This is a genomic window from Burkholderia sp. SRS-W-2-2016, assembly GCF_001931485.1.
Taxonomy (GTDB): domain Bacteria; phylum Pseudomonadota; class Gammaproteobacteria; order Burkholderiales; family Burkholderiaceae; genus Paraburkholderia.
Map to the genome: position 1 here is coordinate 75,085 of NZ_MSDV01000028.1, position 20,409 is coordinate 95,493.

The 20,409-nt window shown below is 63.7% G+C and carries 17 protein-coding genes; 9 read left to right on the top strand and 8 right to left on the bottom strand.

Features of this window, described 5'->3' with window-relative positions; genetic code table 11:
* Window positions 1–240 precede the first annotated feature (240 nt).
* Window positions 241–609 carry a hypothetical protein gene (locus BTH42_RS14290; RefSeq protein WP_075300378.1) on the top strand — a complete coding sequence of 123 codons (369 nt, stop codon included), beginning with the start codon at window positions 241–243 and terminating at the stop codon, window positions 607–609.
* 112 nt (window positions 610–721) lie between these two features.
* Here the strand turns inward: BTH42_RS14290 and BTH42_RS14295 are convergent, their stop codons facing one another.
* Window positions 722–1,708, bottom strand: coding sequence for a zinc-dependent alcohol dehydrogenase family protein (locus BTH42_RS14295; RefSeq protein ID WP_075300577.1), 987 nt, complete (start codon window positions 1,706–1,708; stop codon window positions 722–724).
* Window positions 1,709–1,910: 202 nt separating this feature from the next.
* On the opposite strand from BTH42_RS14295, the gene BTH42_RS14300 reads away from it, so the two are divergent.
* On the top strand, window positions 1,911–2,285 hold the full coding sequence (locus BTH42_RS14300; RefSeq protein ID WP_075300380.1) for a DUF3564 domain-containing protein: 375 nt from the start codon (window positions 1,911–1,913) through the stop codon (window positions 2,283–2,285).
* A gap of 20 nt (window positions 2,286–2,305) precedes the next feature.
* Here BTH42_RS14300 and BTH42_RS14305 read toward each other — a convergent pair whose 3' ends face one another.
* The 6 genes from BTH42_RS14305 to BTH42_RS14330 form a co-directional block, all read right to left on the bottom strand.
* Window positions 2,306–3,724: an FAD-binding oxidoreductase gene (locus tag BTH42_RS14305; protein WP_075300382.1), complete on the bottom strand. Its 1,419-nt coding sequence runs from the start codon at window positions 3,722–3,724 to the stop codon at window positions 2,306–2,308.
* 17 nt (window positions 3,725–3,741) lie between these two features.
* Entirely contained in the window at window positions 3,742–4,983 is a 1,242-nt protein-coding gene (locus BTH42_RS14310) for an alpha-hydroxy acid oxidase (RefSeq protein WP_075300384.1), read from the bottom strand.
* Between the two features lie 63 nt (window positions 4,984–5,046).
* Complete coding sequence (locus tag BTH42_RS14315) at window positions 5,047–6,594, bottom strand: UxaA family hydrolase (RefSeq protein WP_075300386.1); 1,548 nt, start codon at window positions 6,592–6,594, stop codon at window positions 5,047–5,049.
* A 63-nt stretch (window positions 6,595–6,657) separates the two neighbouring features.
* Window positions 6,658–7,944, bottom strand: a complete 1,287-nt coding sequence (locus BTH42_RS14320; RefSeq protein WP_075300388.1) for an MFS transporter — start codon at window positions 7,942–7,944, stop codon at window positions 6,658–6,660.
* Between the two features lie 71 nt (window positions 7,945–8,015).
* Complete coding sequence (locus BTH42_RS14325) at window positions 8,016–9,149, bottom strand: D-mannonate oxidoreductase (protein WP_075300390.1); 1,134 nt, start codon at window positions 9,147–9,149, stop codon at window positions 8,016–8,018.
* Window positions 9,150–9,166: 17 nt separating this feature from the next.
* Complete coding sequence (locus BTH42_RS14330) at window positions 9,167–10,189, bottom strand: zinc-binding alcohol dehydrogenase family protein (RefSeq protein WP_075300392.1); 1,023 nt, start codon at window positions 10,187–10,189, stop codon at window positions 9,167–9,169.
* A 242-nt stretch (window positions 10,190–10,431) separates the two neighbouring features.
* Here BTH42_RS14330 and BTH42_RS14335 point away from each other — a divergent pair, with 242 nt between their 5' ends.
* The 3 genes from BTH42_RS14335 (at window position 10,432) to BTH42_RS14345 (ending at window position 13,999) form a co-directional block, all read left to right on the top strand.
* Window positions 10,432–11,139, top strand: a complete 708-nt coding sequence (locus BTH42_RS14335; RefSeq protein ID WP_075300394.1) for a FadR/GntR family transcriptional regulator — start codon at window positions 10,432–10,434, stop codon at window positions 11,137–11,139.
* A gap of 405 nt (window positions 11,140–11,544) precedes the next feature.
* The gene (locus tag BTH42_RS14340; protein ID WP_075300396.1) at window positions 11,545–12,201 is read left to right on the top strand and encodes an OB-fold-containig protein; all 657 of its coding nucleotides are present in this window, start codon (window positions 11,545–11,547) and stop codon (window positions 12,199–12,201) included.
* 79 nt (window positions 12,202–12,280) lie between these two features.
* Window positions 12,281–13,999 (top strand): flotillin family protein, encoded by a 1,719-nt coding sequence (locus BTH42_RS14345; RefSeq protein WP_075300398.1) that lies wholly within the window; start codon window positions 12,281–12,283, stop codon window positions 13,997–13,999.
* A 49-nt stretch (window positions 14,000–14,048) separates the two neighbouring features.
* Here BTH42_RS14345 and BTH42_RS14350 read toward each other — a convergent pair whose 3' ends face one another.
* On the bottom strand, window positions 14,049–15,074 hold the full coding sequence (locus BTH42_RS14350; protein WP_075300400.1) for an AraC family transcriptional regulator: 1,026 nt from the start codon (window positions 15,072–15,074) through the stop codon (window positions 14,049–14,051).
* A gap of 197 nt (window positions 15,075–15,271) precedes the next feature.
* Between BTH42_RS14350 and BTH42_RS14355 the strand changes: the two genes are divergently transcribed.
* From BTH42_RS14355 to BTH42_RS14370, 4 genes are all read left to right on the top strand, one after another.
* A complete protein-coding gene (locus BTH42_RS14355) occupies window positions 15,272–16,204 on the top strand; it encodes a 3-keto-5-aminohexanoate cleavage protein (RefSeq protein ID WP_075300402.1) in 933 nt (310 codons plus the stop codon).
* A 65-nt stretch (window positions 16,205–16,269) separates the two neighbouring features.
* A complete protein-coding gene (locus BTH42_RS14360; protein WP_075300404.1) occupies window positions 16,270–17,616 on the top strand; it encodes an MFS transporter in 1,347 nt (448 codons plus the stop codon).
* A gap of 8 nt (window positions 17,617–17,624) precedes the next feature.
* Entirely contained in the window at window positions 17,625–18,416 is a 792-nt protein-coding gene (locus BTH42_RS14365; protein WP_075300406.1) for an SDR family oxidoreductase, read from the top strand.
* 325 nt (window positions 18,417–18,741) lie between these two features.
* The gene (locus BTH42_RS14370) at window positions 18,742–20,391 is read left to right on the top strand and encodes a hypothetical protein (RefSeq protein WP_143752053.1); all 1,650 of its coding nucleotides are present in this window, start codon (window positions 18,742–18,744) and stop codon (window positions 20,389–20,391) included.
* The last annotated feature ends 18 nt before the right edge of the window (window positions 20,392–20,409 follow it).

A 20,409-nucleotide genomic window follows, 5' to 3' on the forward strand; every position in this document is an offset into this window, starting at 1 on the left:
GATTCACACGCGTTTACAGCGAGCTGACGATTGGGCACGGCAATTGCGTTGACTAAGGTATCCGATCGACCTCACGGAGGCTCATCATGGAAACGCATAATCCCGTCATCGCAATGCAGCCGTTGTCTCAACGCCAACGGTCTTTATCAGCAACACGCGTGATCGCTGCAAGCGAGCGCGCCACTCGCGTCGATCAGCCACAGCGGTTCTGAACCGCACTCGCGCACTGAGTTCTCGCGCATGCCACGCGACACGACCATGATCCGACGCGCACTCTTCAGACGAAAAAATTTCTCTTTCGTCGCATGGGTGGCCATCGGCACCGGCTCGGTGTTTCTCGCAGTGTCGCTGCCCTTGCCGGCGCTCGGCGCTTTTGCGGTCGGCGCATGCTGCGCGTATGCGGGACGCTACGCGCGACGGCGCGATGTGCAGCCGCCGCTGGTCGGACATGATCCGCAGGTAGCGGCAGCGGCCGACGCGACTAATCAGGAACAGTCGTCGGTTGATGCGGCAGCGCCGGATACTGCGGCCACCACCCCGGCTCCGGCTGAAACTCCGCAGCAGCCAGCAAATACCGAGCAAACGAAGAACGGGACGCCGATGCGCTGATCGGCGCCACGCGCGCGGATTGAGCCGGGCATTGGCCGCCGGCACACCATCAGCAGGATTCCGAATCAACAGCTACGGCTACGCGAAGCCAGGCGTCTAACCCGGCCGAATCTCACCCCATCGTCAACACCGCCGCGCCCGTCAACTTGCCGCTTCGCAAATCGTCGAGCGCGCGATTCGCGTCGCTTAATGCGTAGCTTGTCGTCTCGATCGACAACCGCGTCGCGTCCGCGATCTTCATAAACGTAACGCCATCGTCGCGCGTCAGATTCGCGACCGACACCACCCGCCGTTCGCCCCACAAAAATGCGTACGGGAACGCCGGAATATCGCTCATATGAATCCCGCCGCAGACGACCACCCCACCCTTCGCGACCGCCCGCAACGCCTGCGGCACCAACGCGCCGACCGGCGCGAACAGCAGCGCCGCGTCGAGTTCGACGGGCGGCGCCTCGTCGCTGCCGCCGGCCCACGCCGCGCCCAGCCGCAGCGCGAGCTGCTGCGCGGCGTGATCGCCGGGGCGCGTGAACGCATAGACCTCGCGCTGCTGATGACGCGCGACCTGCGCGACGATATGCGCGGCCGCGCCGAAACCGTAGATGCCGAGCCGTCGCGCATCGCCCGCCATGCCGAGCGTGCGATAGCCGATCAGCCCCGCGCACAGCAGCGGCGCGGCCTCGATATCGGTGTAGTGAAACGGCAGGTGGAAACAGTAGCGGCTGTCGGCGACGGTACGCTCCGCATAACCGCCGTCGATCGTGTAACCGGTAAAGCCCGCGTCGTCGCAGAGGTTTTCGCGCGCGGACCGGCAGTAGCGGCACTGCCCGCAAGTGCGCCCGAGCCACGGCACGCCGACCCGTTCGCCGGGTGCGAAGCCCGTTACGCCCGCGCCGAGTTCGGCCACCACGCCGACGATCTCATGCCCCGGAATCACCGGCCGTTTCGGCTCCGTCAACTCGCGATCGACCAGATGAAGATCGGTGCGGCACACACCGCACGCGTGAACGTCGAGCAGAATCTGCCCGGGACCGGGCTGCGGGTCGGGCAGATCGCGCTCGTGCAGCGTCGCGGAAGTGCCGTCGAATAGCATCGCTCGCATCGCGTTCCTCCTTGCGGTGCTTGGGCGGCTACCGTGCGTCGCGACGACGGCCGCGGCGGCCGCTTTTTTGAGATAGAGCGACATCCGGCCACACCCCCAGCCGCATGCCGGCTCCTACACTGATCTTATGCCGGCCGCGACAAGCGCGCGCCGCGCCGGCCCCCTCACCACACCAGCTTTCCTCACGCCCCGGAGACACATCATGCGCCTCACCGTTCATCTCGACACGTTCAACCGTGTCAATCCGATGGCTTTCGCCATCCTCTGGCTCGACAAAGACACGCTGCGCTGGTCGCGCGAAGGCCATTTCGGGCTCGATCTACCCAGTTGGGGCGCGTTGTATCAGGACGGCGCGAATGTGCTCGTATGCGGCGCCACTGGCGGAGCGCCGGTGTGCGTACTGGAAGGATTCGATCTGAACAATCCGGGCGGACCGTTCGAAGGCGAGACCGGCTGCGTGCACTGGTGCGCGGAGCGAGGCCGCGAACTGCTGAGCGGCCACTGGCGCGTGCAATGCGTGGACACCGAAACAACCAGGCCCGAACACGCGGTGTTCGCTGTCGGCGCCCACGCGTAACGCGTTCCGTGATCGCACGACTACATCGCGATCACCTTGCCAGGATTCAGAATATTGCGCGGATCGAGCGCCAGCTTGATCGCCTTCATCGCCGCGAGCTCGGCCGGCGAGCGCGACAGCCCGAGCACCTTCAACTTCTCCTCGCCGATCCCATGTTCGGCCGACACCGACCCGCCCAGCTCGCCGGTCACGTCATAAACAACCTGCTTGACCGCGTCGATCGCGTCGTCGCTCCAGCCGGGTTCCTGCACCACCACGTGCAGATTGCCGTCGCCGAGATGGCCGTACACGAGGATGGTCGCGTGCGGCCAGCGCTCGCGCAGCCGTTCGTCGCAACGCCGCGCGGCCTCGCCCGCCTGCGCGACCGAGAAGCTGATGTCGAACGACACGCGCCCTGGAATCAGGCGCGGATACTCGGCCGGCGCATCGCGAATCGCCCAGAACGCGGCGGCGTCCGCTTCCGACTGCGCGAGTGCCGCATCGGCGATCACACCGTCATCGAGCATGTCGGCGAGAAAATCCTCGAACGCCGCCGACTGCCGTTCCGGGTCCGCGCCGCAAGTTTCCAGTAGTACGTAGTAAGCGTGCTCGCTGCCGAGCGGCACGCGCAACTCGGGCAGCCGCTCGCGGATGAAGTCGCAATAGCTCGGCCACATCACCTCGAACGCGGACACGCCGGCCGGCAGTTGCGCCTGCGCGCGGCCGAGCAGCGCGGTGACCGCGTCGTAGTTCGGCATCGCGCACCATGCGGTCGACACCGCCGTCGGCTTCGCGCGCAAACGCAGCACCGCGCTGGTGATGACCGCCAACGTGCCTTCGCTGCCCGCCAGCAGATTGCGCAGATCGTAGCCGGTGTTGTTCTTGATCATCTTGCGCCGCCCGCCGATCACGCTGCCGTCCGCGAGCACCGCTTCGACGTCGAGCAACTGGTCGCGCATCATCCCGTAGCGGATCACGCGATTGCCGCCCGCATTGGTCGCGATATTGCCGCCGATCGTGCAGCTGCCGCGCGCGCCGAGATCGAGCGCGAACATGAAACCGGCGCGCTCGGCCGCTTCCTGCACGACCTGCAACGGCGTGCCGGCGAGCACGGTCAGCGTCGCGCTGACCGGGTCGATCTCGAGCACGCCGTTCATCCGCTCGACGCTCAGCGCAACCTCGCCGCCGAGCACACATGCGCCGCCCGCGTGGCCGGTCATGCCGCCCTGCGTGACGACCGGCTGGCTGTGCCGATGGCAAATCCGCAGCGCGGTCGCGACTTCTTCGGTCGTGCGCGGGCGGATCAATGCAAGCGGCGTGGTGCTCGGCGTACCGCTCCAGTCCGCGAACTGCCGGCCGTCGAATTCGGCCGGCAGGCTCACGACGTCGGCGCCGAGCGTCGCGCGCAATTCGGCGAGCGCGTCGTTGCTGTCGTTAGCCGGGGTCTTTGGGTCCTGCATCGGATGTCTCCTGTTCGTCACGCGAGCAGCGCCTCATCGTCGGTGTGCGGCGCTTCAGTCCTTGTGTGTGTGAGCGGTGACGCGTCGCGAACACAGCGCAGATAGCCGGGATCGAGCCCCGCGATATCGGGGCAACCCAACAGGCCCAGCGTTCGATCGATCTCCGTCTGCAAAATTTCGATTGCGCGTTCGGCGCCGGGTTGGCCGCCCGCGCTGAGACCGTACGTGGTCGCGCGGCCGAGCAGCACCGCGTCCGCGCCCAGCGCGATCGCCTTGAGAATTTCCGAGCCGCGCCGGAAACCGCCGTCGAGCATCACGCTGAGTTTGCCGCCGACCTGCTCGACGACCTCGGGCAATACGTCCATCGGCGACACCGCGCTGTCGAGCTGGCGGCCGCCGTGATTCGACAGCACGATCCCATCCACACCGGCCTGCACCGCCCGCAACGCATCCGGCGCGCCGAGCACGCCTTTGACGATCAGCCGATGCGGCCACAGATCGCGCAGCCAGCGGATATCGTCCCACGACAGCGACGGGTCCAGCTGCTGACCGAGCGTGATCGTCGCGCCCTTCACGCTGTCCTGCCCCGGCGGCAACAGATCACCGAGATTCGCGAAGCGCGGCATCCCGTGCGGCCATAGCACGTTGGCGGCCCAGCGCGGATGGCGCAGCACGTCGAACTTGTTGCGCCAGTCGAGCTTGAGCGGCGCGATGTAATTGCGCAGGTCCCATTCGCGTTTGCCGAATACCGCGCTGTCGGTCGTCACGACCAGCGCCTCGATGCCGGCGGCTTGCGCGCGCCGCGCGAGCTTCGCGAGAAATTCGCGCGTACGGTACATATAAACCTGCATCCACACGCGTCCGCCCGCGCGCCGCACGACCTCTTCGAGCGCGACGGTCGACACGTTGCTCAACACGAACGGAATCCCGGCCGCCGCCGCCGCGCTCGCGAGCTTGACGTCGCCCTCGCGAAACATCAAACCGCTATAACCGGTCGGCCCGATCATGAACGGCGATGCGCTGCGCGTGCCGAACAGCGTCACGCTCTGATTGCGTTTCTCGACGTTCACCAGCGTGCGCGGCAGAAACGCGATTTCGCCGAACACGTCGCGATTGCGGCGCAGCGTTGCCTCGTCCTCGGCGCCGCCCTCCACATACTCGAAACAGAAATTCGGCAAGCGCCGGCGCGCCATCGCGCGCAGATCGTCGATGCTGTGCGCCCGCTTCACATCGCGGCCCGAATAAAGGCGGCGTTCCAATTCGATCCTCCTGTGTGCAAAGTCTTTTATGCGGTGCCATTTGGTCTTGCAAATAGCAGTGACTCAGGTCACCACGCCGACCTGCCACGGCACGAATTCGCTCTGCCCGTAGCCGTGCAATTCGCTTTTCGTGCGGACTCCGGACGCGCAGTCGAGCATCATCCGGAAGATCGCTTCGCCGAGTTCGTCGATGCTCGCGCTGCCGTCTATCACGCCGCCGCAATTGAGGTCGATGTCGTCTTCCTGGCGTTCCCACAGTGCGCTATTGGTCGCGAGCTTCAGCGACGGCGACGGCGCGCAACCATACGCCGAGCCGCGCCCGGTCGTGAAACAGATCAGGTTCGCGCCCGCCGCGACCTGGCCCGTCGCCGACACCGGGTCGTAGCCCGGCGAATCCATGAACACGAAGCCCTTCGCGGCGATCGGCTGCGCGTATTCGTAGACGTCGACCAGATTCGTCGTGCCGCCCTTCGCGACCGCGCCGAGCGATTTTTCGAGGATTGTGGTCAGCCCGCCCGCCTTGTTGCCGGCCGACGGATTGTTGTCCATCGCGCCGCCGTTGCGCGCGCAGTAGTCCTGCCACCATGCGATCCGCGCGAGCAACTTCGCGCCGACTTCGGGGCTGACCGCGCGGCGCGTCAGCAGATGTTCGGCGCCGTAAATCTCCGGTGTCTCCGACAGGATCGCGGTGCCGCCATGCCGTACCAATCGGTCGACCGCCGCGCCGAGCGCCGGATTCGCGGAGATGCCGGAATAACCGTCCGAGCCGCCGCACTGCAAGCCGACGCACAGATGCGCGGCCGGCACCGGCACGCGCTCCACGCGATTCGCGTCGGCGAGCATCTCGCGCACCATCGCGATCCCGCGTTCGATCGTCTTGCGGGTGCCGCCGCTGTCCTGGATCGTGAAGCTGCGCAGCTTCAGATCGCTATTGGAAAGTCCACCGGCTTCGAGCACGCCGTCGATCTGATTGGTCTCGCAGCCGAGCCCGACGAATAGCACCGACGCGAAGTTCGGATGCACCGCGTAGCCGGCGAGCGTGCGGCGCAGAATGCCGATCCCCTCGCCCTGCATGTCGATCCCGCAGCCGAGACCATGCGTGAGTGCGATCACGCCGTCGACATTCGGATAGTCGGCGAGCGCTTCCGGACGCACATCGGGCCGGAAGTAATCGGCGATCGCGCGCGCGACCGTCGCCGAGCAGTTCACACTGGTCAGGATCCCGATGTAATTGCGCGTCGCGATGCGCCCATCGGCGCGGCGAATCCCCATGAACTGCGCGGGTTCGTCCACATAGGCGGTCGGCTGCGCATCGATGCCGAAGCGATGCTCGCGCTCGAACTCGGACATCCCGAGGTTGTGTACATGCACGTGCTGGCCGCGCGCAATCGCTTCACGCGCGACGCCGATGATCTGGTTGTAGCGCTTGACCGGCTCGCCCTTCGCGATAGCGCGCGTGGCGATCTTGTGGCCGGGCGGAATCAGCCCGGTCACCACCAACTGTTCCGCGTCGATGCGGGTGCCGGGCAATAGCTGACGGGTGGAGATGATGACGTCGTCGGCCGGATGCAGGCGGATGATCGCGGACGCGACGCTGGCTTGAGTCGACATGAAAAGCCTCGAAAGCGAAATGAGTCGGATACGTAATGAGCCGATACGTGAAAGCGCAACGCGTCAGACCGTCGAGCCCGCGCCTTCCGGTTCGGCGCGGTTGGCCGGCTCGATCGACAGCGGCTCGATGCGGCCCACGATCACAAGATAGCTGAACGCACCGAGAAAACAAAAACCGCCCGCGACGACCAGCGGAATCGTGAACGAGCCCTTGGTCATCGCGACCATCACGCCGGTGAAAGTCGTAATCACGATCCCCGCCAGGTTCGACGCGAAGTTCTGGATCCCGCCGATCGATGCGACATGGCGCGGCGTCGGCGCGACATCGCACGGCAGCGACCAGATGCTCGCGGCGGCGAACGCGAGGCTGCCGTACGCGATGCCGAAGAACGCGAGCATCAGATAGGTGTTCTCGGTAAATGCCGACAGCGTGATCACCGACGACAACAGCATCCCGCCGACCATGCAGGTCTTGCGCGCCGCGGTCAGACTCCAGCCGCGTCGGAACAGCGTGTCGGACACATAGCCGCCGAGCCAGCCGCCGGGAATTGCGATCAGCGCCGGAATCATCCCGAGCGTGCCGAGCGATTTCAGCGAAAAGCCGCGCGTCTGCACGAGGTAGCTCGGAAACCACGTGATAAAGAAATAGATCACGAAGTTCAGGCAGAAGAAGCCGAGCATCATCCCCCACAGCGTGCGGTGACGAAACAGCGAAGCCCACGTGACCTGTTCCTGATCGACACCGGCGGACGGCGCCGGTGTCGCGTCCTGCGCGTCGCCGAGCACGTCGTGTGTAGGATTCCGATAGATCACGAACCAGCCGACGATCCACACCGCGCCGAGCGCGCCGGTCAGAATGAAGGCCGCTTTCCAGCCGAGCGTACCGATGATCAGCGCGACGACCGGGATCGACAGCGCGGAGCCGACTCGCGAGCCGCTATCGAAGATGCTGGTCGCAATCGCGCGCTCGCGCGGCTGGAACCACTGGCTGACGAGCTTGGTGCACGACGGATACGCGCCCGCCTCGCCGACGCCGAGCAGCAGCCGGCAGCCGAACATCCCGGCGACGCTGCTGGTCACCGCGGTGGCCGCCGTGAATACCGACCACCAGCCGACCGCGAGCGGCAACGCGATGCGCGCGCCGACCCGATCGACGAACCAGCCGAACGGCATCTGCATCAACGCATAAGTCCAGAAAAAGCCGCTCAGGATAAAGCCCATCTCGGCGGGGCCGATGCCGAGCGCCTTTTCGATCTGAGGCGCGGCGACCGCGAGGTTCGCACGGTCGATGTAGTTCACCGCGATGGCCAGAAAGCACAGAAAAATCACGACCCAACGCATTTTTTTCATGAAACTGTCTCCTCCTGGCTCTGGGCCGGGTTAGGGTTTTCAGGTGTGTGGGAGTGCGAAGCGGTGCGGCGTCAACGGCTTGCGGGCGACGCCCCCAACGCCGCGCGCAGTCGCGGCTGTTCGACTTGCACGCCAAGCTCGCGCGCGAGTTCGATCACCGGTCCGAAGCGGCGCTGTTTCTTCTGTTCGTGATTACGCGCGATGTCGGCGAGACGGTGGTCGAGGAACGGGTTTTCGAAGCGCTCGCGCACTTCGTCGAGATACGCGCGCGCGTTGCTGCCTTGGCCGAGCGCGTCGAATACCGGCAGTACTTCGTCGTGCCACAGCGATTCGAGATCGGCTCGCAACGCCGGATCGCGCATCGCGTGCAGCGTGTTTTCGTGTGGATCGCGCGCGTCGGTCTGCCAGCGCTCGGCGAGCCACGTGTGGCCAAGATTGAGTAATAGCAGCTTCAGGCGTTCGTAGTGCGGCAGGTCGTCGGTGACGACGATCGCCTCGTGTTCGCACGGCAGCACCATGCCGGCGCGTCGCTCGATCGCCCACAGCGCGTACGGTTCGGCCACCGCGCCGACCGGCAGGATCGGTTCGGAGACGATCCGGTCGACCAGCGAGTTCACCCACACGCAACCGTGCTCGATATAGCGGACCAATTCAGGCTTGGCGCCCCACGCGCGTGCGAGGTCCGCGACGAGGCCGCGCAACGTATCGCCGTTATGTGACACCAGTTCGCAAGGCAGCAGCGTCAGCGGCGCGGCGCCCGCGTTGAAGCGCGCGTGCAGCAGCACCACCAGCTTCGCGACGAAACCGCGTGGCACGCTCGACTCGTTGCGCAGCAGGTCGGCGGTGTCTTCGGCAAAACCTTCGTAGCCGCGATCGCCGGTGTTCGAGATCACCACACGTGCATCGTTTGCGAAGCGTTCGACGACCGTCGGCCAGTCCGTGTTCGCGTTCAACGCTTCATTGATCGCGTGGCAACGGGTCGTCGTATCGATCACCGCGCCGTGGCGCACGCCACGAATCCGCACGTCGTATTCGCGCCGCGCGCGCAATGCGTCGATCCGCGCGAGGCTGTCGGGATTCGCGGTGGTCTGCACGACCGTGACGTGACCCAGGGCACGGCCCGCATCGAGCGCTTCCGACACGAACAGATCCGCGTGCGCCTGCAAAAAACGGCTCGTGCCGAATTGAAGGATCGGATTACTCATCGTTTTCGGCCCTGGGCTCAGCACGCGACCAGCGCCTTGATCACGCCGGCCTCCGGTTTCAGCAGGCGCGGGAATTCGTCCGGCAGAGCGGCGAGTTCGACTACATGCGTATTGAGTGCAGCGGTCGGAATCTGCTTCGCGCGCATCGCGGCGAGCACCGTTTCGAAGTCGGCGACGGTCGCATTGCGGCTTGCGAGCAGCGTCGTCTCGCGCTTGTGAAACTCGGGGTCGGCAAACGAAATCCGCTCGCTGACGATCGATACCAGCACATACTTGCCGCCGTGCGCGACGAACTGCAGCCCGCGCTCCATCGCCTTGATGTTGCCGGTCGCGTCGAACACCACGTCGAAGAATTCGTTGTCGGTCAGCTCGGCGAGCGCGGCGGCATCGGTCGCGGCCTCGCTGGTGTCGAGCTGCACGGTGTGAGCCGCGCCCAACGCGTCCGCGCACACCGCCAGCCGGTCCGCGCGGCCGTCGAGCACGCTGACCTCGGCGCCGCGCAGCTTCGCGAAGATCGTCACCGCCATCCCGATCGGTCCGGCGCCGACCACCAGTACGCGCTGCCCGGCCTGCACGTCCGCGCGCGCGACCGCATGTGCGCCGATCGCGAGGAATTCGAGCATCGCGGCTTCGTCGAGCGTGACGCCGTCGGCTTTGAACACGAAGGCCTGCGGCACCGCGAGATATTCGGTCATACCGCCGTCGGCATGCACGCCGAGCACGCGGATGTTCACGCAGCAGTTGCCCTTGCCCGCGCGGCACGCAACACAGCGCCCGCACGACAGATACGGCATCACGTACACCTGATCGCCTCGCGCGACGCGCGCGCCGGCCGGCGCCGCTTCGACGATGCCGGCCAGTTCGTGACCCATCACGCGCGGATACGACAGATACGGCTGCTTGCCGGTAAAGATATGAAAGTCGGTCCCACAGATGCCGACCCGGCGGATCCGGATCAGTACGTCGTCGGGGCCGGCGTGCGGGACCGGTTGTTCGGTCAGCGCAAGCTGGCCGGGCTGTTCGCAAATGACTGTCTTCATCGGAATGATCGTATTGGCCTTACCAATTTGCAAAAATAACGGCGCATGCGATACTGGTCAAGCCAATTTATCCGAACCCGGGGGAAACCCCGAGACGCGCGTGCGGCGCCGGTTTGCGCGGCGGGCGCTTCGATCTACAATCGCCGCTCGCCTTCGGGCTCGTCTGATTGGGCCGTCCGACCGGCCTGTTGAATTGGCCCGCTGAATGGGCTTGCTGAAGCCCTCGCGCCAGGAAACATCTCGTGACCGCCAAACCTGCCGACACTCGCCGTCTCTATCTCCAGATCGCCGACAAACTGCGCGAGCTGATCGCGCAGCCGGAGTTCGCGCCGCACGGCCGCCTGCCGCCCGAGCGCGCGCTGGCGGAAACGCTCGGCGTGTCGCGGCCGTCGGTGCGCGAAGCGCTGGTCGCGCTCGAACTGGAAGGGCTGGTCGAAATCCGCATGGGCTCCGGCGTCTATCTGTGCGCGACGCCGCCCGCGCAAAACGGCGCGACCGCACCGGCCGAACTCGGCGACAGCCTGCTCGACATCATGGGCGCGCGCTGCGTGATCGAAGGCGCGATCGTTGCGAACGTCGCGCCGCTGTGCAAACCGAAGGACCTGAAGGCGTTGCGCGCGATCTTTCAGGAGATGGAGCGCGAAGTGGCGGCCGGCAGAATTCCGGTCGCGGCCGACCGCGCGTTCCATCTCGCGATCGCACAGATGTCCGGCAACGAAGTGCTGGTGAGAACCGTGAGTTCGTTGTTCGATGCGCGCCATAGCCCGCTGTCGGAAAAGCTGCGCGGCCACTTCGAGAACGAAACGACGTGGGGCGCGGTGCCCGACGAGCATCGCGTGATTCTGGAAGCACTCGAAGCGCACGATCCGATTCAGGCGCAGGCAGCGATGCTGCGCCATCTGAAGCTGTCGCTGGAACGGGTGATTACTGGTGGGCAGCGGACTGCTTAGAGATTCGTAGCAAGCGGTATCTCCATTCGCATACCTTGCGGTTCGCCGTCGCTGCGTGAAAGCAGCAGCGGCAATACGGCTTTTTGCTTTTCTCCTTTTCTCCGTATCGCAGCTTTATTCGTCAAATATATTCAAAAAACTGGCATCTCAATTGCCTCAAAAACCATTTGAATGCGAGTATATTTTGATTTCGGACTCTTCCGATTGACGTATTCTCATGCCTTATATATCAAGGATTACTTTTCCAGATAATTTTCCGCGATGACAGGTATGAATGGGTTTTCTCAACGCCATGCGCGACTCCGCAAACAGCCGCCCCGCTCTCCCGCCGGCACCTTAAAGAAATCACGAACTACAAGAGCGCCGGCAAATTTCATTCAATATTCATAACGGGACACCATCACCGTGAGTCTCCTGCTCCTGCCTGGTCAGGCGCCCTTCGTGGCCGCACTCGGGCTGATGATCATGATCGGTATCGTCGAGGTTGTCGCATTGCTGTTCGGACTGAGCATTACCGAACATGCGGGCAATCTTCTCGTCAGCCATTTCGGCATCGACCATGCCGAAGTCAACGCCGATCTCAATGTCGTCGGCCAGTTTCTTAGCTGGCTGCATCTCGGCCGGGTGCCGTTACTAATTCTCCTGATTCTTTTTCTGCTCGGATTTTCCGTCGTTGGACTGCTGCTGCAATCGCTGCTGTATCTGCTCGCAGGTATCCAGTTGCCGGCAGCGCTCGCCATCATCGCGGCTACCTTCGGGTCGCTGCCGTTCATCCGCTTCAGCGGCGGCGTTATCGCGCGTTATCTACCGCCGATCGAATCATTCGCCGTGTCCGAAACCGATTTTGTCGGCCTGCCCGCGCAAATCGTGACCGGCGAAGCATCGGTCGGCAATCCCGCGGAAGCCCGCCTGCGCGACCGCTTCGGCCGCACCCATTACATCCGTGTCGAGCCTGACCGCGCCGATCAGATCCTTGCACGAGGCACGACCGTGGCGATCGTGTCGCGCGTGTCGGGGTCGCTGTATCGCGCGGTCGCCATTGCCGTGCCGGACCCGCAATAGCTGGCGTGCGAAACACGCCGCCTGCCTGCATTTCCCACTGTTTTCCAAGTCGTTCTTTCAACGGAGTTCAACCACCAACATGGATGCAATCATCTTCTGGGGGGCCATCGGCCTTGCCGTGCTCGTCGGCCTGAGCGTCATCGGCCTGATCTTTGCCCGGCTGTATGTGCGGGCGTCGGCTGAACGGGCCTTCGTGCGCACCGGCCTCGGCGGCCAAAAAGTGATCATGAGCGGCGGCGCGGTCGTGCTGCCCGTGTTTCACGAAGTCATTCCGATCAACATGAACACGCTGAAGCTCGAGGTCAGCCGCGCGATGCGCGATAGCCTGATCACCAAGGACCGGATGCGCGTCGACGTGGTGGTCGCGTTCTTCGTGCGGGTCAAACCGACCGCCGAGGGTGTGTCGACCGCCGCGCAGACGCTGGGCCAGCGCACGCTCGCGCCGGAAAACCTGCGCGCGCTGGTCGACGACAAGTTCGTCGACGCGCTGCGCTCCACCGCGGCGCAGATGACGATGCAGGATCTGCAGGACGCCCGCGAGAAATTCGTGCAGGGTGTGCAGAACACCGTCGCCGAAGATCTGACCAAGAACGGCCTCGAACTCGAAAGCGTTTCGCTGACCAACTTCAACCAGACTTCGAAAGAATTCTTCGATCCGAACAACGCGTTCGACGCCGAAGGGCTGACCAAGCTGACTCAGGAAACCGAGCGCCGCCGCAAGGAGCGCAACGAAGTCGAACAGGATACCGAAGTGTCCGTGCGCGAGAAGAACCGTGATGCACTCGCGAAAAAGCTGGCAATCGAGCAGCAGGAATCCTTCATGAAGCTCGAACAGGAACAGCAGGTGAAGACGCGTACCGCGGAACAGAGCGCGCGAATCGCCGCCTATGAAGCCGAGCGGCATCAGGAGGCGGAGCAGAGCCGGATCGTCGCCGAGCGTCAGGTGCAGGAGTCGGAGATTCAGCGCGAGCAGGCGGTGCGCACGCGCAAGGTCGAAGCCGAGCGCGAGGTTCGCGTGAAGGAAATCGAGCAGACCAAGGTCACGCAGATGGCGGCGATCGAACAGGCGAAGGTCACCGAGATCGCCGCGCAGGACAAGGCGATCGTGATCGCGGCCAAGTCGGAAGCGCAATCGCAGGCGCAGGCACGCGCCAACGAGGCGCTCGCGGAAGCGGTCAAGGCCGAACAGCTCGTCGAAACCACCCGGCGCACCGCCGAGGCCGACCGCGCGAAGCAGGTTGCGCTGATCGAAGCTGCCCAGGAAGCGGAGACGAGCGCGGTACACATCACGACCGGCGCGCGCGCCGAGCGCGAGGCCGCGCAGATGCGGGCCACGGCGATCGTCGAACTGGCGGAAGCGGCCCGCAAGAAAGGGCTCGCGGAAGCCGAGGCGCAACGCGCGCTCAATGACGCGATCAACGCGCTGTCGTCCGATCAGACCAGCCTGAAGTTCAAGCTTGCGTTGCTGCAGGCGCTGCCGGGCGTGATCCAGCAGACGGTCGAACCGATGAAGTCGATCGACGGCATCAAGATCATTCAGGTGGACGGCTTGAATCGCGCGGGCGGCCAGGGCGGAGCAGACGGCGCGGCCGGCCAGCCGGGCGGGCACAACGGCAGCAATCTCGCCGAGCAGGCGATGTCCGCGGCGCTAACCTACCGCGCGCATGCGCCGTTGCTCGATTCGCTGCTCAATGAAATCGGTTTGTCGGGCGGCACGCTGCAAGGTCTGGTGCCGGGTCTCGAAGGCGCCGCCGCGAAGAACGCGGCTAACGAAATGCCGGCGGCTTCCGGCGAATAATGCTCGCAGCCCGGACCTCCGCTCACCCGGAAGGTCCGGCGCCTTGCTCTCACCCCCGCAACTCGTTCGGCCCCTTCCCCGTCCACCGCTTCAACGCGCGCCGGAAATTCGCGCCGTCGCTAAAACCGAGCAGCATCGCGATATCGTCGGTACTCATGCGGGTCGTCTTCAGGTACTCGGTGGCCAGCGAACAGCGCACGTCGTCGACGATCGCGACGAACGACGTGCCTTCCGCCTCGAGCCGCCGCCGCAGCGTGCGGCTCGTCATCTTCAGCATCGCCGCCGCGGACTCCATATCGGGAAACTCGCCGGGCGTGCGCATCATCAACTGATACACCTCGCCCGACACGCCCACCGACGTCTTCGCCTGACCGATCAGCCGGTCGCAAGTCTCCTGCAATAGCGTCGCGGTGAGCCGGTGCGCGAGTTGCGGCCGCTGTTCGAGAATGCCGCTGTCGTAGTGCAACTCGCATTGCGGCTGATCGAAATAGCACGGACAACCGAGGTATTGCGAATAAAGCTCCGCATGCGCGGGCGCCGGGTATGAAAAGCACGCCTTGGTCGGCGGACAGCTTCTGCCGGCCACATCCTGAAGATGAGTCACGTGCTGCGTGAATTGCTGTTCGATCAGAAACTCGTTCAATTCCCTCGAAGTACTCGACGTGAACGCATCGGGAAACGTCCAGATTCCTTCATCGGGATACTCGGTCCATTCGATCGTCAGCGTTGGAGTAGCGAGTCGGTGATATTTGACGCCGAGGCGGAAATAGTCGCGCAGCGACAGGCACGACATCAGCGCATAACCGTACATTCCATACGCGGACAGATGCAGCCGCGAGCCGACGATAAACGGCGTGGCCGGATTGCACGACAGCGAAATCGCATTACGGCACACGGCCGCGTACTGCCGGACCGAGGTCAGCGCGGATGCGTCGTAAATGCTGTCCACCTCCACACCGCTGCCCTTCAGGATGTCCTCCGGCGCGATGCCCTGCTCGCCGAGCACTTCGACCAGCGCGGCGATCTTGTACGGCGCGTAAATGCGCTCGTTCTGCAACGGCAATTTCGACGACACCGCTTCCTCCCAGAATGTCCCGCAACAACATCGCGTTGTCCGGAAATGACCTTTTCGGCGCAATCGTATCTGACTAGTATCGCTAGCACAACAGACGGGTCCGTTGGCCAACCCGTCATCGCCAATAACCTCGCCATCAACTTGCACGAGTCCGGAACACTCGCTTCAGCACGGGTTCCGGGCGACAGGAGACACGCTTGCTCAACCGTAAAGTCATCATTTCATGCGCGGTCACCGGCGCGACGCATACGCCGTCGATGTCCGAACATCTGCCGCTGACGCCCGCGCAAATCGCCGCGCAATCGATCGAAGCAGCCGAAGCCGGCGCCGCGATCCTGCATCTGCATGCGCGCGATCCGGTCGACGGCCGGCCCACGCCGTCGCCCGAGGTGTTCCGGCAATTCGTCCCGCAGATCGTCGCCGCGACCGATGCGGTGATCAACATCACGACCGGCGGCAGTACCCGGATGACGCTCGCCGAGCGCCTCGCCTATCCGCGCATTGCGAAGCCGGAAATGTGTTCGCTCAATATGGGCTCGATGAACTTCTCGATTCATCCGATCGCCCAGCGCATTTCGTCGTGGCGCTACGACTGGGAGAAGGACTATCTGGAAGGAATGGAAGACACGATCTTCCGCAATACCTTCCGCGACATCAAACACATCCTGCTCGAACTCGGCGAATACGGCACGCGTTTCGAATTCGAATGCTACGACGTCGGCCACCTTTACAATCTCGCGCATTTTGTCGACGCGGGATTGATCAAGCCGCCGTTCTTCATTCAGTCGGTATTCGGCATTCTCGGCGGACTCGGCGCGGAGCCCGAGAACATGTCAGTGATGCGCGCGACCGCGGACCGCCTGTTCGGCCGCGAGAACTATCACTTCTCGATTCTCGGCGCGGGCCGTCACCAGATGGCGTTCGTGACGATGGGCGCGATCATGGGCGGCAACGTGCGCGTCGGCCTCGAAGACAGCGTGTATCTGGCGAAGGGCGTGAAGGCCGAAACCAATGCGCAGCAGGTGCGCAAGATTCGCCACATTCTCGAAGAGCTGTCGTTCGAGATCGCGACGCCGGCCGAAGCGCGGCAAATGCTCGGCCTGAAAGGCGCGAGCAAGGTCAACTTTTAAGCGCAATACAACGCAACGCAAACGCGATTCGACAACAACAACGCGCAAACTTTGGTGGAGACAACATGGCAAACCAGCTGAACGGCGACAGCGATCTGCTGCATCGCCTCGCGACGCACAAGGCAATGTGGCGGATCATCCCGCTGATGTGCGCGATCTATTTCATGTCGTATCTGGATCGCACCAACGTGTCGCTAGCGAAGGCGCGACTCGCAACCGATCTCGGCATCAGCGCGGCGGCTTACGGGCTCGGCGCGGGCATTTTCTTTATCGGCTATGCGCTGCTCGAAGTGCCGAGCAACCTGATCGCGCACCGGGTCGGGCCGCGGCGCTGGATCGCGCGTATCGCGCTCACGTGGGGCGCGCTGTCGGCGGCGATGATGTTCGTGCAGGGCGAAGCGTCGTTCTACACAATTCGCGTATTGCTCGGCATCGCGGAGGCGGGCCTGTTTCCGGCGCTGATGTATATGGTCACGCTGTGGTTCGCGCCGAAGGACCGTTCGCTGGTGATCGGCTGGATCTATACCGCGCCCGCGCTGGCCTTGATCATCGGCAATCCGATCGGCGGCCTGCTGATGCAGATGGACGGCATCGGCGGCTTGCACGGCTGGCAATGGCTGTTCCTGCTCGAAGGACTGCCAACCATCGTGGTCGGCGCGGTGCTGTGGTTCAAATTGCCGGAAAAGCCGTCCGACGCGCGCTGGCTCTCGCGTGAAGAAGCGCAGGTGCTCGAAGCGCGCGCGGTGCCCGAAGCCGCGCATAAGGGCCTGTTCTCGCCGGACTGGGTCGCCGCGTTGAAGCGCCCCGCGACCGTGCTGATCGGCCTGATCTATTTCCTCAACCAGGTCGCGCTGGTCGGACTCGTGTTCTTCACCCCGGCAATGATCCAGCAGATGCATGTCGATTCGTCGCTGATGATCGGGCTGCTGTCGACCAGCGTCGGCTTCGGCTTTCTGCTGGGCGTGCTGGTCGTGCCGCGCATTCATCGACGCCTCACCAACGATTGCCGCTATCTCGGCGTGCTGACCGCCGGCCTCGTGGTCAGCGCAATGCTGTTCACGTGGTCGAACTGGTTGCCGGCACAGTTGCTGCTGTTCGTCGCGACCGCGTTCTTCGCCGGCGGCGTGCTGCCGCTGTACTGGGCGATCTCGATGAAGTGGCTGCACGGCATCCAGGCTGCCGCCGGACTCGCGTTCATCAATACGATCGGGCTGATCGGCGGCTTCGTCGGCCCTTATCTGTTCGGTCTCGCCGAAAGCGCGACGGGCAAAAGTTCGGCGGGTTTCTCGGTCGTGATCGGCGCATCGATTCTCGGCCTGCTGCTGGTGCCCCTTCTCGCGAAAGCGATTCAATCGCAGAATCTCGGCGCTGACGCAACGAGCGACGCCATTTACCCGTCACAAGCTTCCTGAACACTGATATGAAAACCATCGAGCTTCTGAAACCCACCCCCGGTTTGCGCGTGCTGATCTCGGGCGCCGCCGCCGGCATCGGCGCGGCGATCGCGCAAGCGTTTCTCGACGTCGACGCGAATGTGTATGTGTGCGACGTCGATCCGGCCGCTATCGAGAAAGCGAAGAGCGCGAATCCGCGGCTGCATGTCGGCGTTGCCGACGTGTCGGATCGCGAGCAGGTAGACCGCGTAATCGACGACGCCGGCAACAAGCTCGGCGGACTCGACGTTCTGGTCAACAACGCGGGCATTGCCGGGCCGACCGGCGGCATCGACGAGATCGATCCGCAGCAGTGGGACCGCACGATTGCGACCAACCTGAACAGCCAGTACTACTTCCTGCATCGCGCGGTGCCGCTGCTGAAAGAGACCTCGACGCAGCCGTGCATCATCTCGATGGCGTCGGTCGCGGGGCGCCTGGGCTACGCATTTCGCACGCCATATGCGGCGAGCAAGTGGGCGATCGTCGGCATGGTCAAGTCGCTCGCGGTCGAACTCGGGCCGAGCAATATCCGTGTCAATGCGATTTTGCCGGGGGTTGTCGAAGGCGAGCGGATGGACCGGGTGATTTCCGCGCGCGCCGAAGCGCTCGGGATCGGTTTCGAGCAGATGAAGAACGAATACCTCGAGAAGATCTCGCTGCGCCGCATGGTCACTGTCGACGATATCGCGGCGATGACGCTGTTCCTCGCGTCGCCGGCCGGCCGCAACGTGTCGGGGCAGGCGATCAGTGTCGACGGGAACGTCGAATATCTGTAACGCGTTGCAGGCAAATGGGCCGCCGGGCGAGTAGCATCCGGCGGCCGGCCCTATTTCAACGCTTCCTCGCGTTGCGCGCGCATCGTGCCGACAAAGCCTAGCGAGAAAGCGACAAGACAAGGCATACGCCGTTATATTTCACACCTTTGCCGATTACTCGATGGACAGTTCGAAAAATCGAACTACTCTTACCGAGTGAATCACCATTGACCGGCTGATACAACCCGGATTCCATAATAACGACAACGAGTAGAAATCCGCCATTTTCAGCGCGCGTTAATCCCAACATAAGCCGTATTATCTCGAAGGGCGCTCAAGGAGGTTCGTGTCGCGAATCCTCGTGGAGTTTTCTATGAGTGCTGCGTCTTCAGTAAATGGAATTGGCGACGAATCGCTGCAGGAGAAACTCAGACAGGACATCAGGTATTGCGAAATGTGCATTTCGCAGGCCGCGCGGGCGGGCGTGACTATTCCCGAACCGATAATCCGCGCGGTCAAGCTGGCACGCGCGCAACTCCATGCAGGCGGGGTCGATCCGGAAACGGAAGCCGCGTTCTACAGCGCGATGGCGCACATCGCGTCGCACGCGCCTTATCCGAATGCGAAAATCGCGGAAGATCTGAGATGTTGCGCAGATGTCGTATCGCATGCGGGGATCACCGGCAGAGCACTCGCAACGTCCGATCTCAATGCGCTCGCCGCGGCGCGCGATGCGCAGAGGGAGTTCGACTGGTCGCCGGCGGTCGAGGTGCCGTTTTACGATGCAATGAGCCGCATGACCGAATCGATCGCGCCGGTGGCCGGCGATACGGTCGGCGCCGAAGCACGCAAAGGCGCTCGCAAAGCCATTCGAAACTACTCGCTGCTGGCTGCGCTTCTCACGCTTCTGGTGCTGGTGTTGTCGTGCCTGCTTTTCGCTATCAAGCAGATCTCCGCCGACGTTGAAGATCGCATCAAGGAGAGCGATCCGATGGCGCTCAGGATGCACAACCAGTTGCAGGCCTACTCCTCCGCGCTGTCGAGAGCGAACGAGCAGGTCAATCAGCGTCGTTCCGAGGATGTGCTCGAACAGATGCAGAACTCTCCCGAAGCAGTGGCGATCAAGGACACACTGCAAAAGTTCGCGGCCAATAATCGCCAGTTGTATTCGGACATCGAGCGCACGAGAACGATAAGCCGACTATTTTTCTGGCTGCCGAATCAGCTGGGCCAACACCTGTACGCGCTGTTCGGCAAGCCGTGGGGCGAAAACTGGGGCATCGTGAAGAGCCTGTATGGGCAGAATTGCCCGTCGGCGGATACCGGGAGCGTGCCGGACCCGAATTTCGCGCTCTCCAACGGCATGCCGCCCGGCTCCCCTCCAATTGTGCACACGCCGCCAGCAACCGCGGATTGGGAATGCTCGACCAATTCCTTGCGCCATGCACTGGAAATAGATGTGCCGCTCTTCGATATCAGCACGACATCGGATCAGAAAAACCAGCAGATTCCAAAAGACACAGTGAATCAGGGCTTCCAGAAAATCGCGCTCTATCAGCAGATTCGCGCGACGGCGAACTACGCCCGCGACAATATCCTCACCTTCGTCGGCATGACAACCGGCTTCGTCCTGCCGATTCTTTACGCGTGGCTGGGCGCGACCGCCGCGATCCTTCGCAAGTTACGCGACGATACCGCCGCGTGTCTTTTTCACCCCGAATACTCGAAGGTCGCCAATCGTGCGCATGTGACAACAGCAGTGATCGTCGGCATTTCGATCGGGCTTTTCAGCGAGATGCTCCAGGAGGGTAAGAGCATGTCGCCGCTGGCGGTCGCGTTCGTCGCAGGTTATGCGTCAGACAGGTTCTTCCAGTTCATCGACCGGCTCGTGCACGCGTTGTTTCCATCGGACCGTGAGCAGCCCGAGCCGCCGTCCGAGCCGAAGCGCGAGCGTCCGGCTGCGGCCGGCGAAACCCCGTTGTCCGCGCAGACCTGAGCATGCGTAACGTGGCGG